The sequence below is a fragment of the Cupriavidus sp. SZY C1 genome, from assembly GCF_032190535.1.
Lineage (GTDB): Bacteria > Pseudomonadota > Gammaproteobacteria > Burkholderiales > Burkholderiaceae > Cupriavidus > Cupriavidus pauculus_C.
In genome coordinates this window covers 53,343-67,063 of record NZ_JAUANU010000002.1, presented here as the reverse complement: position 1 = coordinate 67,063, position 13,721 = coordinate 53,343, and the positions used below count along the sequence as shown (strand labels likewise).

At 68.9% G+C, this 13,721-nt stretch carries 11 protein-coding genes and 1 pseudogene; 6 read left to right on the top strand and 6 right to left on the bottom strand.

Features of this window, described 5'->3' with window-relative positions; translation table 11 throughout:
- Positions 1–10 precede the first annotated feature (10 nt).
- On the top strand, positions 11–1,234 hold the full coding sequence (locus QTN24_RS04455) for an acetate/propionate family kinase (protein ID WP_313835435.1): 1,224 nt from the start codon (positions 11–13) through the stop codon (positions 1,232–1,234).
- Here the strand turns inward: QTN24_RS04455 and QTN24_RS04450 are convergent.
- Positions 1,229–2,005, bottom strand: a complete 777-nt coding sequence (locus tag QTN24_RS04450) for a tyrosine-protein phosphatase (protein ID WP_313835434.1) — start codon at positions 2,003–2,005, stop codon at positions 1,229–1,231. The two genes, QTN24_RS04455 and QTN24_RS04450, sit on opposite strands and share 6 nt — an antisense overlap.
- Before the next feature lie 301 nt (positions 2,006–2,306).
- Between QTN24_RS04450 and QTN24_RS04445 the strand changes: the two genes are divergently transcribed.
- The 4 genes and pseudogenes from QTN24_RS04445 (at position 2,307) to QTN24_RS04430 (ending at position 6,300) form a co-directional block, all read left to right on the top strand.
- On the top strand, positions 2,307–3,830 hold the full coding sequence (locus tag QTN24_RS04445) for a DASS family sodium-coupled anion symporter (protein ID WP_124682294.1): 1,524 nt from the start codon (positions 2,307–2,309) through the stop codon (positions 3,828–3,830).
- Positions 3,831–3,897: 67 nt separating this feature from the next.
- Positions 3,898–4,947 (top strand): Ldh family oxidoreductase, encoded by a 1,050-nt coding sequence (locus QTN24_RS04440; RefSeq protein ID WP_313835433.1) that lies wholly within the window; start codon positions 3,898–3,900, stop codon positions 4,945–4,947.
- A gap of 94 nt (positions 4,948–5,041) precedes the next feature.
- Positions 5,042–5,734: pseudogene (locus tag QTN24_RS04435) on the top strand (transglycosylase domain-containing protein); the annotation flags it as partial.
- A gap of 92 nt (positions 5,735–5,826) precedes the next feature.
- Positions 5,827–6,300, top strand: coding sequence for an MgtC/SapB family protein (locus QTN24_RS04430; protein WP_124682297.1), 474 nt, complete (start codon positions 5,827–5,829; stop codon positions 6,298–6,300).
- A gap of 1 nt (position 6,301) precedes the next feature.
- On the opposite strand, the gene QTN24_RS04425 is transcribed toward QTN24_RS04430, so the two are convergent.
- The 5 genes from QTN24_RS04425 to QTN24_RS04405 form a co-directional block, all read right to left on the bottom strand.
- Positions 6,302–6,547: a formate dehydrogenase subunit delta gene (locus QTN24_RS04425; RefSeq protein WP_124682298.1), complete on the bottom strand. Its 246-nt coding sequence runs from the start codon at positions 6,545–6,547 to the stop codon at positions 6,302–6,304.
- 17 nt (positions 6,548–6,564) lie between these two features.
- Complete coding sequence (fdhD, locus tag QTN24_RS04420; RefSeq protein WP_313835431.1) at positions 6,565–7,413, bottom strand: formate dehydrogenase accessory sulfurtransferase FdhD; 849 nt, start codon at positions 7,411–7,413, stop codon at positions 6,565–6,567.
- Positions 7,414–7,426: 13 nt separating this feature from the next.
- Complete coding sequence (gene fdhF, locus QTN24_RS04415) at positions 7,427–10,300, bottom strand: formate dehydrogenase subunit alpha (RefSeq protein ID WP_313835430.1); 2,874 nt, start codon at positions 10,298–10,300, stop codon at positions 7,427–7,429.
- Between the two features lie 93 nt (positions 10,301–10,393).
- Entirely contained in the window at positions 10,394–11,950 is a 1,557-nt protein-coding gene (locus QTN24_RS04410) for a formate dehydrogenase beta subunit (protein WP_313835429.1), read from the bottom strand.
- Entirely contained in the window at positions 11,947–12,468 is a 522-nt protein-coding gene (locus QTN24_RS04405; RefSeq protein WP_124682302.1) for a formate dehydrogenase subunit gamma, read from the bottom strand. Before QTN24_RS04405 ends, QTN24_RS04410 begins: the two co-directional genes overlap by 4 nt.
- 136 nt (positions 12,469–12,604) lie before the next feature.
- Here QTN24_RS04405 and QTN24_RS04400 point away from each other — a divergent pair, with 136 nt between their 5' ends.
- Entirely contained in the window at positions 12,605–13,696 is a 1,092-nt protein-coding gene (locus QTN24_RS04400; protein WP_313835428.1) for a substrate-binding domain-containing protein, read from the top strand.
- Positions 13,697–13,721 lie beyond the last annotated feature (25 nt).

The following is a 13,721-nucleotide window of genomic DNA, read 5'->3' as shown; positions in this document are numbered from 1 at the left end:
AGCGATCCGCGTGAGCACACCCCATCCCGTCATCCTCGTCGTCAACGCCGGTTCGTCCAGCGTCAAGGTGTCGATCTACGCGGTGCCCGAGGCCGCGCACGACAACGTCGACATCCAGCCCACGCTGGCCGCGCACGGCCAGATCGAAGGCATCGGCGTGGCGCCGCGCCTGGTGGCGCGCATGGCCGACGGCCGCGAAGTGACCGATCAGAAATTTCCCGTGGAGCAGGTGGCGGACCACGACGCCGCGTTCCGGCTGATCCGGCTGACGCTGAGCGTGGCGCTGCGCGACACGCCGCCGGTGGCCATCGGCCATCGCGTGGTGCATGGCGGCAGCGAGTTTGCCGATGCCGTGCGCATCGACGACGACGTGATCGCCCGGCTGGAGGCGCTGGTGCCGCTGGCGCCGCTGCACCAGCCGCACAACCTGACCGCGATCCGCGCCATCCGTGGCGCCGTGCCCGACCTGCTGCAGGTGGCCTGCTTCGACACCGCGTTCCACGCCGGGCGCGATCCGCTGACGCAGCTCATGGCGCTGCCGTACGCCTACTACGAGCAGGGCGTGCGGCGCTATGGCTTTCACGGGCTGTCGTACGCCTATATCGCGCGGCGGCTGCGGCAGGTGGCGCCGGACCTGGCCGACGGCCGCGTGGTCGTGGCGCACCTGGGCAATGGCGCCAGCCTGTGCGCCATGCGCGGCGGCCGGAGCGTGGATTCGACGATGGGACTGACCGCGCTGGACGGCATGCCGATGGGCACGCGCTGCGGGTCGATCGATCCCGGCGCGGTGCTGTACCTGGCCGCGCAGGGCATGGCGCCCGACGCGATCCAGGCCATGCTGTACGGGCAATCGGGCCTGAAGGGCATCTCCGGCATCAGCAGCGACATGCGTGCCCTGCTGGCCAGCGACACGCCGCGCGCCAGGCTGGCGGTGGACTTCTACGCGTGGCGCGCCGCGCAGGAAGTCGGCAAGCTGGCGGTCACGCTGGGCGGGCTGGACGCGCTGGTCTTCACGGCCGGCATCGGCGCCAACGCGCCGGACGTGCGCGCCCGCATCTGCGCGCACCTGGCCGAACTGTTCGGCATCGCGCTCGACCCCGCGGCCAATGGCGACAACTGCCAGCGCATCAGCCACGACACCAGCCGCGTGCCGGTGCTGGTGCTGCCGACCGACGAGGAAGGCATGATCGCGCTGTCGACGGCCCGCATCCTGCGCGAGACCGGCGGGCTATGACACCAGGTAGTGGCCGCGCAGGCGGTCCACGTCGACGCGCAGGTCGTCGGCCAGGAACCGCTCGACGCTGCCGTAGGTCTGCCTGATCGCATCCATCGACGCCTCGATGTACTCGGGGCGCACTTCCAGCAGCGGCAGCATCGCGTCGGGCGAGACCCCGAGCTGGCTGGCGCCGGCCAGCAGCTTCTCGTTGAAGCGCTGGTTCCAGTGGTTCGATTCCAGGTAGTTGGCGACGATGTCGTCCTGGGCCACGCCCAGCGCGCTCAGCAGCAGCAGCGACGCAAAGCCGGTGCGGTCCTTGCCGGCGGTGCAGTGGTAGAAGAGCGTCTTGCCGGCCTCGGCGTGGCGCAGGAACGTGCCGAACGCATCGCGGTAGCGCACCGGAAAGTCGCGGTAGACGTCGAGCATGAAGCCGTGCATCTGCGCCGCGTTGCTGGCGCGCAGGCGCGGCATCAGCACGTCCATCGCCATGGTGCCGTCCAGCACGGGTACCGCGAGCCACTGGAAGCGCTCGCCGAACGTGGCCTCGGCCGGCGACTTCTCGCCCGGCGAGCGGAAGTCGACCACGATGTCGAGCCGCAACGCGTGCAGCTTGTCAATATCGGCCGCGCAGGCCAGCGCCGGGTTGGCGCTGCGGTACAGGCGGTTCTGGACCACGCGCCGGCCCGCATGGCCGGTCAGGCCGCCAAGGTCGCGCGCGTTGCTGATCGACTCCAGGTCCAGGCAAGGCCGCAGCGCGGCCGCGATCAGCGTTTCGGAAGGGTTCTGCATATCGGTCCTGGCGCGCCATGCGGCACGCTTTCGAAAATGTTCAGCATCGGCGTCAATTATTTCAGATCGACGCACTGGGGGACATCCCGCTGGCAACGATACCCCGGGAACCGTTGCGGGTGCTGCAACGGGCCATTTCGCTTGACTGTTTCTGACTTCACAGCGATTTGATCTGCCGCAATTTCAAAGGCCGAGTCGGCTTGGCGACGCCCGCCCTGCTTCACATAATGAGTCCATGTCGAACGCCGCGACCTGCGCGTCCCGACGGGTTCGACAGGCTGCTCCTTACCAAGGATTCACCATGCCTGATCCGCAAGTCTCTCCTGCCGGCCCTGGCGGTCCCACCGCCACGGCTGCCACGCCTGCCGCCCCCAAGTTGCGCATCCACTGGGGCCTCTACCTCGCCGTCGCCGTACTGCTCCTGCTGGTGGCCTTGCCCATGCCGCCCGACCTGCCCGTGGCGGGCCAGCGCATGCTGGCCATCCTGGCGTTCGCCGTGGTGGTCTGGATTACCGAGGCCGTCACGTACGAAACCAGCGCCATCATGATCACGTCGCTGATGGCGGGGCTGATCGGCTTTGCGCCGATGGTCAACGATCCCAACACCCTCTACGGCACGTCGCGGGCCCTGGGCATGGCGCTGGCCGGGTTCTCGAACACCGCGCTGGCGCTGGTGGCCGCCGCGCTGTTCATCTCGGCCGCGATGACCGTGACCGGGCTGGACCGGCGCATCGCGCTGGTCACGCTGTCGGCCATCGGCACCAGCACCCGGCGCATCCTGCTGGGCACCATCGCCGTGACCATCCTGCTGAGCCTCGTGGTGCCCAGCGCCACCGCGCGCAGCGCCTGTACCGTGCCGATCATGATGGGCGTGATCGCGGCGTTCGGCGTCGACAAGAAGTCGAACATTGCCGCCGGCATCATGATCATGGTGGCCCAGGCCACCAGCGTCTGGAACGTCGGCATACAGACAGCCGCCGCGCAGAACCTGCTGACGGCCGGATTCATGGACAAGCTGCTGGGCGAGCGGGTGACGTGGCTGCAATGGCTGGTGGCCGGCGCCCCGTGGGCCATCGTCATGTCGGCCGTGCTGTACTTCCTGGTGCGCTGGCTGCTGCCGCCCGAGACCGACGCCATCGCCGGCGGCAAGGAAGCCGTGCAGCGCGAGCTGGCCGCGCTGGGGCCGATGACGGGTCCGCAGAAGCGCCTGGCCGCCGTGGCCATCGGCCTGCTGCTGTTCTGGGCCACCGAGGGCAAGCTGCATGCGTTCGATACCGCCACCATCACGTTCGTGGGGCTGGTGATCCTGATGATGCCGCGCATCGGCGTGATGGACTGGAAGACGATGCAGCAGCGCACACCGTGGGGCACGCTGATCGTGTTCGGCGTGGGTATCAGCCTGGGCAGCGCGCTGCTGACCACGCAAGCCGGCCAGTGGCTGGGCCGGTTCGTGGTCGAGCATTCGGGCCTGGCCGAGCACGGCACGCTGATGATCTTTGCCGTGCTGGCCGGGTTCCTGATCCTGATCCACCTGGGCTTTGCCAGCGCCACGGCGCTGACGGCGGCCCTGCTGCCGATTCTGATCTCGGTGCTGCAGCAGCTGCCGGGCGACATCAACCGCGTGGGCATGACGATGCTGCTCGGCTTTACGGTCAGCTTCGGCTTCATCCTGCCGATCAACGCGCCGCAGAACATGGTGTGCCTGGGTACCGATACCTTCAACGGCAAGCAGTTCGCCCGTGTCGGCATCCCGGTCACGATCATCGGCTACCTGCTGATGCTGCTGTTCGCCAGCACGTACTGGCGCTGGCTGGGCTGGGTCTGACACCCCGCGCCCGCGCCCCCGGATTGCCAACACGCCAATCACTTACTGACAACCAAGCGTCCCCATCATGAAACTGTCCCTGGAGGCCGCGCGCGCCTTTGCGCGCAATATTCTGACAGCGCAGAATGTGCCGATCGACATCGCTGACGATGTCGCCGAGCACCTTGTCGAAGCCGACCGCAGCGGCTACACGAGCCACGGCATCTCGATCCTGCCGAACTACCGGCGGGCCATCGACGGCCAGAGCGTCAACCCGGCCGGCCGCGCCGAATGCGTGCTGGATCGCGGCACGCTGATGGTCTTCGACGGCCACGGCGGCTTTGGCCAGCACGTGGGCAAGACCGTGATGCAGCAGGCCATCGACCGCGTGCGCGAGCACGGCCACTGCATCGTCACGCTGCGCAAGTCGCACCACCTGGGCCGCATGGGCCACTACGGCGAGATGGTCGCCGCGGCCGGCCTGGTGCTGCTGAGCTTTACCAACGTCATCAACCGGCCGCCAGTGGTGGCACCGTACGGCGGCCGCGTGGCGCGGCTGACCACCAACCCGCTCTGCTTTGCCGGACCGATGCCCAACGGGCGGCCGCCGATGGTGGTGGACATTGCCACCAGCGCCATCGCCATCAACAAGGCCCGCGTGCTGGCCGAGAAAGGCGAGCCGGCGCCCGAGCACAGCATCATCGACGCGGATGGCAACCCCACCACCGACGCATCGGCGATGTTCGGCGAGCGGCCGGGGGCCCTGCTGCCGTTCGGCCAGCACAAGGGCTACGCGCTGGGCGTGGTGGCCGAGCTGCTGGCCGGCGTGCTGTCCGGCGGCGGCACCATCCAGCCCGAAAACCCGCGCGGCGGCGTGGCCACGAACAACCTGTTCGCCGTGCTGCTCAACCCCGAGTTCGACCTGGGCCTGAACTGGGAACGCGGCGAGGTGGAAGCGTTCATCCAGTACCTGCACGACACCCCCACGGCGCCAGGCCACGCGCAGGTGCAGTACCCGGGCGAATACGAAGCCGCCTGCCGCGCGGCCGCGGATGGGTACCTGGAGATCAATCCGAATATCTGGCGGAATCTGGAGGGGCTGGCGCTGGAGTTGGGGGTGGGGGTGCCGGAGCCATAACGGTTCTCGCCGCGCCGTCCGACTCCCCTCTCCCACAAGTGGGAGAGGGGAGCAAGACCTCAGACCCTCGTGGACCAATGGCACAATACGCGCCATGCAACGTCTCTGGTCCGCCTTCGTCAAGTTCGTGCTGCTCGCCGTGGTGGGTGGCGCTTTGCTGGTTGCGTTTGCCGTGTTGATGGCCAACCGGCAGCTACCCTCGCTGGACGCGCTGATGGCGTTCCGGCACAGCGCCGGCTACGTGCGGCTGGCCGATTTTCCCCACACGCTGCCCGAGGCGGTGGTCACCATCGAGGACGACCGCTTCTACCTGCACGATGGCGTGGACTACGTGGGCGTGATGCGCGCCGGCATCGCCAACCTGTCCGACGAGCTGTCGCAGGGCGCGTCGACGATCACGATGCAGGTGGCCCGCAACTTCTTCCTGTCGCGCCAGAAGACCTACACGCGCAAGCTCTACGAGATCCTGCTGGCCTACCGGATCGAGCGCGCGCTGAGCAAGGACGAGATCCTGGAGCTCTACCTGAACAAGATCTACCTGGGCCAGGGCGCCTACGGCTTTGGCGAGGCCGCGCAGACCTATTTCGGCAAGCCGGTGGACCAGCTGACGCTGGCCGAATGCGCGATGCTGGCCGGGCTGCCCAAGGCGCCGTCGGCCAACAATCCCGTGGTCAACCCACGCCGCGCGCGCCAGCGCCAGACCTACATCCTGCTGCGGATGATGGAACTGGGCCGCATCACGCGCGCCCAGTACGACGCCGCGCTGCTGGAGCCGCTGCGGCTGCGCTGAGTGCCCGCTGTCAGCGGACGCCCGATGGCGCCGCCCCGCCCTGCCGTGCTAGCCTCCGACGACCAGAAAACTGACAAGAGGACACTGCCATGGAAGGAGTCTGGGGAGAAATCTACAGCACGCTGCGTTCGGAATTTGCCGACGTGCCCGACGTCAAGGAACTGACGCGCATCCTGCTGCGCCTGACGCTGGCCGTGCTGCTGGGCGGCCTGATCGGCTACGAGCGCGAGGCGGCCGGCAAGCCCGCGGGACTGCGCACGCACATGATGGTGGCGATGGGGTCGGCGCTGTTCGTGCTGGTGCCGCTGCAGGCCGGCATGCCGCTGAACGACATGAGCCGCGTGCTGCAGGGCCTGATGTCCGGCATCGGCTTCCTGGGCGCCGGGGCCATCATCAAGCACAACGCCAGCGAGGAAGACATCCGCGGCCTGACCACGGCGGCCAGCATCTGGACCGTGGCCGCCATCGGCGTGGCCTGCGGCATGGGCCGCGAGATGACGGCCGTGATCGCCACCGTGTTCGGGCTGGCGATCCTGCAGCTGCTCTACCGGCTCAAGAAGTAGCTCAGGCGGCGGTGGCGGCCAGCGTGACCTCGAAGCGGTCGCGGTGGTGCGCCACCGCTTCCAGCACGATCGGGTCCACGCCCTCGCCGCCGGCGTCCACGTGCGCCAGGAACGCCCGTTTCATGCGCGGCTCCCAGAACTTCTTCACGTGCCCGGCGATATCCGCCAGCGCTTCCTCGCGGTCCGGCATCGCCTCGAAGAAGCTGCCGATCTGGTTGGCCATCTTGACCAGGTTCTCGATATGCATCGCTGACCCTTCTCGCTTTACTCGGATTGGATTCGTTGGGGGTGGGCGTAGACCACCATGGTGCCGCCGCGCACAAAGCCGGCCAGCGTCAGCCCGGCCGTCTCGGCCAGCCGCACCGCCATGGCCGTGGGACCCGACACCGCCGCCAGCACGCCGGCCCCGATGGCGGCGGTCTTCTGCACCATCTCGTAGCTGGCCCGGCTGGTGACGATGACCGCGCCCTGGGCGATGTCTTCCTGCCCGCCGCGCGCCAGCGCCCCGGCCAGCTTGTCCAGCGCGTTGTGGCGGCCCACGTCCTCGCGCACCAGCGCCAGCTCGCCATCGGCGCGCATCCAGGCCGCGGCGTGCGTGGCGCCGGTATCGCGCAGCAGCGCCTGGCGCTTGTGCAGCGCGGCAAACGCATGCTCGAACACGCGCGGATCGAACGTGGCCGCGCTGCGCACGGGCTGCGGCATCCGCATCACCTCGTCGAGCGATTCGGTGCCGCAGAGCCCGCAGCCGGTGCGCCCGGCCAGCGCGCGGCGGCGCCCCTTCAGCTCGACAAAGGCCCCGGTGGCAATCTCCACCTTGACCGTGATGCCCTGCTCGCCCGCTTCCACGTCGATGCCGTAGATGTCAGCGGCCTTGCCGACGATGCCCTCGCTCAGGCTGAAGCCGATGGCAAAGTCCTCCAGGTCGGCCGGCGTGGCCAGCATCACCGCGTGCGAGATGCCGTTGTACTCCAGCGCCACGGGCACTTCCTCGGCCAGGTGGTCCACCTCCGGCGTCATCACGCCGTGGCGCCAGCGCCGCACCGCGAACGTGCGCTGCGCCGGCACCGCGTCGGTGCCGGCGGCGCTGTCGGGGGATGGCACGTCGCGTTTCATCGCCCGCCCCGCGTCAGCCGGCCTGCGCCGTCTCGCCTGCCGCCCGCAGGTGCGCAAGCTGTTCCTCGTTGAACGCCTGGTAGTTGCGCTGCCACGTGGACGGCTGCGCCACCGGCATCACCTGCACCGCGGTCACCTTGTACTCGGGGCAGTTGGTGGCCCAGTCCGAGTTGTCGGTGGTGATCACGTTGGCGCCAGACTCGGGGAAGTGGAACGTGGTGTACACCACGCCCGGCTGCATGCGCTGGCTGACGATGGCGCGCAGCACGGTCTCGCCCGCGCGGCTCTGCACGCCCACCCAGTCGCCGTCCTTGATGCCGCGCTCCTCGGCATCGTGCGGATGCAGCTCCAGCCGGTCCTCGTCGTGCCAGTGCACGTTGTGCGTGCGCCGCGTCTGCGCGCCCACGTTGTACTGCGACAGGATGCGCCCCGTGGTCAGCAGCAGCGGGTACTTCCTGGTCACCTTCTCGTCGGTCGGCACGTACTTGGTGATGATGAACTTGCCCTTGCCGCGCACGAAGCCGTCGACGTGCATGGTCGGGGTGCCGTGCGGCGCCTCGGCGTTGCACGGCCACTGGATGCTGCCCAGTTCGTCGAGCTTCTGGTAGCTCACGCCCGAGAACGTCGGCGTCAGCCGCGCAATCTCGTCCATGATCTCGGACGGATGCGTGTAGTGCATCGGGTAGCCCAGCGCGTTCGACAGCAGGATCGTCGCCTCCCAGTCGGCGTAGCCGGCCTGCGGCGGCATGACCTTGCGCACGCGCGAGATGCGGCGCTCCGCGTTGGTGAACGTGCCGTCCTTTTCCAGGAACGACGAGCCCGGCAGGAACACGTGCGCGTACTTGGCCGTCTCGTTCAGGAAGATGTCCTGCACGACGATGCATTCCATCGACGACAACGCCTCGGACACGTGCTGGGTATTCGGGTCGGACTGGACGATGTCCTCGCCCTGGCAGTACAGGCCCTTGAACGAGCCCGTCAGCGCTGCCTCGAACATGTTCGGGATGCGCAGGCCCGGCTCCGGGTTGATCTCCACGCCCCAGGCCGACTCGAAGCTGCTGCGCACCGTCGAATCGGACACATGGCGGTAGCCCGGCAGCTCGTGCGGGAACGAGCCGATATCGCACGACCCCTGCACGTTGTTCTGGCCGCGCAGCGGGTTCACGCCCACGCCTTCGCGGCCGACGTTGCCGGTGGCCATGGCCAGGTTGGCGATGCCCATCACCGTGGTGGACCCCTGCGCATGCTCGGTCACGCCCAGGCCGTAGTAGATGGCCGCGTTGCCGCCCGTGGCGTAGAGCCGGGCCGCGCCGCGCAGCAGGTCGGCCGGCACGCCGGTGGACGCTTCCAGCGCCTCGGGCGAGTTCTCCGGCAGCGCCACGAAATCGCGCCATTGCTGGAACGCGCGGTCCTCGCAGCGTTCGGCGATGAATTGCTCGGCCAGCAGGCCCTCGGTGACAATCACGTGCGCCAGCGACGTGACCACGGCCACGTTGGTGCCCGGGCGCAGCTGCAGGTGGTAGTCGGCGCGGATGTGCGGCGAATCGACCAGGTCGATCTGGCGCGGGTCGATGACGATTAGCTTGGCCCCCGCGCGCAGGCGGCGCTTCATGCGCGAGGCAAACACGGGGTGGCCGTCGGTCGGGTTGGCGCCGATGACCATGATCACGTCGGCCTTGGCCACCGAGCGGAACGTCTGCGTGCCGGCCGATTCGCCAAGCGTGGTCTTCAGGCCGTAGCCCGTGGGCGAGTGGCAAACCCGCGCGCAGGTGTCGACGTTGTTGTTGCCGAACGCGGCGCGCACCAGCTTCTGGACCAGGTAGCCTTCCTCGTTCGTGCAACGCGACGACACGATGCCGCCGATGGAATCGCGGCCGTGCTCGGCCTGGATGCGGCGGAACTGCGACGCCGCGTAGCCGATGGCTTCCTCCCACGACACCTCGCGCCACGGGTCGGTGATCCTGGCGCGGATCATCGGCTTCAGGATGCGGTCCTTGTGCGTGGCATAGCCCCAGGCAAAGCGGCCCTTCACGCAGGCGTGGCCCTCGTTGGCGGCGCCGTCCTTGTACGGCACCATGCGGACCACCTCGTTGCCCTTCATCTCGGCCTTGAACGAGCAGCCCACGCCGCAGTACGCGCACGTGGTGACCACGCTGTGGGACGGCTGGCCAAGCTGGATGACCGACGTTTCGGTCAGCGTGGCGGTCGGGCACGCCTGCACGCAGGCGCCGCACGACACGCAGTCAGACTCCATGAACGGCTGGCTGGTGCCGGCCGCCACGCGCGAGTCGAAGCCGCGGCCGCTGATCGTCAGCGCGAACGTGCCCTGCGTTTCCTCGCAGGCGCGCACGCAGCGGTTGCAGACGATGCACTTGGACGGGTCGTACGTGAAGTACGGGTTCGACTCGTCCTTCTTCATCTGGGTGTGCGTGGCAATCGGCGCGGCCCCGCCGGCGCCGTCGGCATAGCGCACCTCGCGCAGGCCGACCACGCCGGCCATGTCCTGCAGCTCGCAGTTGCCGTTGGTCGGGCAGGTCAGGCAGTCCAGCGGGTGGTCCGAGATGTACAGCTCCATCACGCCGCGGCGCAGGTCGCCGAGCTTGCCGCTCTGCGTGCGCACCTTCATGCCCGCTTCCACGGGCGTGGTGCACGATGCCGGATAGCCGCGCCGGCCCTCGATCTCGACCAGGCACAGCCGGCAGGAGCCGAACGGTTCGAGCGAGTCGGTGGCGCAGAGCTTGGGCACGCCGATGCCGGCTTCGGCGGCGGCGCGCATGACGGAGGTGCCGGCTGGCACGGTGACGGCAACCCCATCGATTTCCAGCGTGACCTGGAGGTCGTTGTCGATGGCCGGGGTACCGTAGTCGAAATCGTCGCGAGCGTTCAAGGGACGTCTCCCGTAATGCACTGCTTTGTAGGGATGCGCGCCCCTGAGAGGCGCGTCATTCTGGTTGGGTGGCCGTGAGGCGGCGGCCGGCGGTCAGGCGGCCCGGGCGGGCTTTGGCGCCAGGCCAAAGTCCTCCGGGAATTCGTCGAGCGCGGACAGCACCGGGTACGGCGTCATGCCGCCCATCGCGCACAGCGACCCGGCCAGCATGGTGTCGCACAGGTCGCGCACCAGCGCCACGTGCTTCACCGGCTGGTCGCCCGCCAGGATGCGGTCGATCACCTCCACGCCGCGCGTGGAGCCGATCCGGCACGGCGTGCACTTGCCGCATGACTCGATCGCGCAGAACTCCATCGCGTACCGGGCCATCCTGGCCATGTCCACCGTCTCGTCGAACACCACGATGCCGCCGTGCCCCACCACCGCGCCGAACGCGGCGTAGGCCTCGTAGTCCAGCGGCGTGTCGAAGCGCGATTCCGGCAGGTACGCGCCCAGCGGGCCGCCCACCTGCACGGCGCGGATGGCCCGGCCGCTGCGCGTGCCGCCGCCGAAGTCGAACATCAGCTCGCGCAGCGTCACGCCGAATGCCTTCTCCACCAGCCCGCCCTGCCGGATGTTGCCGGCCAGCTGGAACGGCAGCGTGCCGCGCGAGCGGCCCATGCCGAAGTCGCGGTAATGCTGCGCGCCGCGCGACAGGATCACCGGCACCGTGGCCAGCGAGATCACGTTGTTGATGACCGTCGGCTGGCCGAACAGGCCCTTGAGCGCCGGCAGCGGCGGCTTGGCGCGCACCACGCCGCGCTTGCCTTCCAGGCTTTCGAGCAGCGCGGTTTCCTCGCCGCACACGTAGGCGCCGGCGCCCTTGCGCACTTCGAGCGTGAAGCGCCGGCCGCTGCCGCGGATGTTGTCGCCCAGCCAGCCCGCCTGCGTGGCGATGGCGATGGCGGCCTCGGTGGCGGCAATCGCGTGCGGGTATTCGGAACGGGTGTAGATGTAGCCGGACTCGGCGCCGACGGCCAGGCCGGCGATGGTCATGCCTTCGATCAGCATGAACGGGTCGTCCTCCATGACCATGCGGTCCGAGAACGTGCCCGAGTCGCCCTCGTCGGCGTTGCAGACGATGTACTTGACCGGCGACTGCGCGGCCAGCACCGTCTTCCACTTGATGCCGGTGGGGAACGCCGCGCCACCCCGGCCACGCAGGCCGGAGTCCAGCACCTCCTGCACGATCTGCTCGGGCGTCATCGACAGCGCGCGCGTCAGGCCGGCGTAGCCCTCGTGGGCGATGTAGTCGTCCAGCGACAGCGGGTCGGTGATGCCGACGCGGGCAAACGTCAGGCGCTCCTGGTGCTTCAGGAACGGGATCTCGTCGGTCGGGCCGTGCGCCAGCGCGTGGGCGCCGCCCGCCAGGAAGCCGGCGTCGAACAGCGCGCCAACATCGTCCTCGGCAACCGGGCCGTAGGCCACGCGGCCGGCTGGGGTCTGCACCTCGACCAGCGGCTCCAGCCAGAACATGCCGCGCGAGCCGTTGCGCACGATGCGCACGTCGGCGCCGCGCCGGGCGGCCTCGGCGGCGATGGCCTGGGCCACCTCGTCGGCGCCCAGCGCCAGCGCGGTGGAGTCGCGGGGGACAAAGACGGTGGTGGTCATGCGCGGACCTCCTCGTCTTCGCGGATGGCGTCCACGAGCCGGTCGAAGCGCCGGGCATCCACGCGGCCGTGCAGCCGCTCGCCGATCATCATCGACGGGCCGGTGGCGCACTGGCCCAGGCAGTAGACCGGCTCCAGCGTGAACTGGCCGTCGGCCGTGGTCTCATGGAAATCGCAGCCCAGCTTGCGGCAGGCGTGCTCGGCCAGCGCATCGGCGCCCACCGACTGGCAGGCCTCCGCGCGGCAGACCTGTACCACGTGGCGGCCGGCCGGCTGCTGGCGGAAATGGTGGTAGAACGTGATCACGCCATGCACCTCGGCGCGCGACAGGTTCAGTGCCTTGGCAATGACCGGCACCGCGTCGGCCGGGATGAAGCCCTGGCTGTCCTGGATGTCGTGCAGGATCGGCAGCAGCGCGCCAGGCATGTCACGCCGGGCCGCGACGATGCGCGCAATCTCGGATGCGGGTACGGGGGTGCCACTGCCGGCTGGCGCCGTGGGGATGGCGGTGTCTGGCATGCTGTCTCCATTCTGTTCTGTCGATCCCGATATCGGCTTTCTTATTCATATTCGGGCACATCACAACGGGCGCTTCGGCCTCTTTGTGCCACTATATGACCGTGTTTTGCCCCGTTCAATATGCTATTTTCCGCATATGCTACGCATCTCGATCCTTCCCCACCTGCAGATCCGCGACGATACCGCCCCGGCACCCGCGCCAGCGCTGGATGTGTCCCGTCTGGTGGCCCTGCTGGGCCTGATCGAATCGACCGGAAACATCGCGCAATCGGCCGAGGCCATGGCGTTGTCATATCGCTACGCCTGGGGCATCCTGCGTGACGCCGAAACCCTGTTCGGCGGGGCGCTGATCGCCAAGACGCGCGGCCGTGGGTCCACGCTGACCCCGCTGGCCCAGCAGCTCGTGTGGGCCAGCAAGCGCATTGCGGCGCGGCTGACGCCTACGCTGGACAGCTTGGCGTCCGAGCTGGAGATCGAACTCAAGAAGCTGATGGCGGCCAGCGACCCGGCCGTGCGCATCCACGCCAGCCACGGATTTGCCGTGGCCGCACTCAGGGATTTCCTTGACGAGCAGAAGGTCCGCCACGACCTGAAGTACTGCGGCAGCCTGGAGGCGGCCGCCGCGCTGTCCGAGGGCGCCTGCGACATCGCCGGCTTCCACGTGCCGATGGGCGAGTTCGAGGAAGAGACGCTGCGCGGCTTCACGCGCTGGCTGCACCCCGGCAAGCATTGCCTGATCCACCTGGCCACGCGCCAGCAGGGGCTGTTCGTGCGCCCCGGCAATCCGCTGCAGATTCATTCGCTGGAAGACCTGACGCGCGCCGACGTGCGCTTTGTCAACCGCCAGCCCGGCTCGGGCACGCGGCTGCTGCTGGACCTGATGCTGGCGCGGCGCGGCATCGACAGCAACGCCATCGAGGGCTTCAGCAACGGGGAATTCACCCATGCCGCCGTGGCCGCCTACATCGGCAGCGGCATGGCCGACGTGGGGTTCGGCGTGGAAACGGCCGCCCGGCGCTTCAACCTGGAGTTCGTGCCGGTGCTCAAGGAGCGCTATTTCTTCGCCCTGGAGACCGAGGCGCTGGACAGCCCCGCGCTGGTCGGGGCCGTGGCCGCCATGAAGAGCGGCAGCTTCCGCGAGCGTGTCAACGCCCTGCCCGGCTACGACGGCGCGCTGACCGGCACGGTCCAGAGCTTTGCCGAAGCGTTCCCGGCCGTGCGGCTCTAGCGGCCGCCGCTGACTGGCGCCCCTT

What these genes read in the sequence shown, in the direction of transcription:
- QTN24_RS04450 (WP_313835434.1), bottom strand. Translation starts at nt 2,005, where the DNA reads ATGCAGAACCCTTCCGAAACGCTGATCGCGGCCGCGCTGCGGCCTTGC.
- QTN24_RS04445 (WP_124682294.1), top strand. Translation starts at nt 2,307, where the DNA reads ATGCCTGATCCGCAAGTCTCTCCTGCCGGCCCTGGCGGTCCCACCGCC.
- QTN24_RS04440 (WP_313835433.1), top strand. Translation starts at nt 3,898, where the DNA reads ATGAAACTGTCCCTGGAGGCCGCGCGCGCCTTTGCGCGCAATATTCTG.
- QTN24_RS04430 (WP_124682297.1), top strand. Translation starts at nt 5,827, where the DNA reads ATGGAAGGAGTCTGGGGAGAAATCTACAGCACGCTGCGTTCGGAATTT.
- QTN24_RS04425 (WP_124682298.1), bottom strand. Translation starts at nt 6,547, where the DNA reads ATGCATATCGAGAACCTGGTCAAGATGGCCAACCAGATCGGCAGCTTC.
- fdhD (WP_313835431.1), bottom strand. Translation starts at nt 7,413, where the DNA reads ATGAAACGCGACGTGCCATCCCCCGACAGCGCCGCCGGCACCGACGCG.
- QTN24_RS04410 (WP_313835429.1), bottom strand. Translation starts at nt 11,950, where the DNA reads ATGACCACCACCGTCTTTGTCCCCCGCGACTCCACCGCGCTGGCGCTG.
- QTN24_RS04405 (WP_124682302.1), bottom strand. Translation starts at nt 12,468, where the DNA reads ATGCCAGACACCGCCATCCCCACGGCGCCAGCCGGCAGTGGCACCCCC.
- QTN24_RS04400 (WP_313835428.1), top strand. Translation starts at nt 12,605, where the DNA reads ATGCTACGCATCTCGATCCTTCCCCACCTGCAGATCCGCGACGATACC.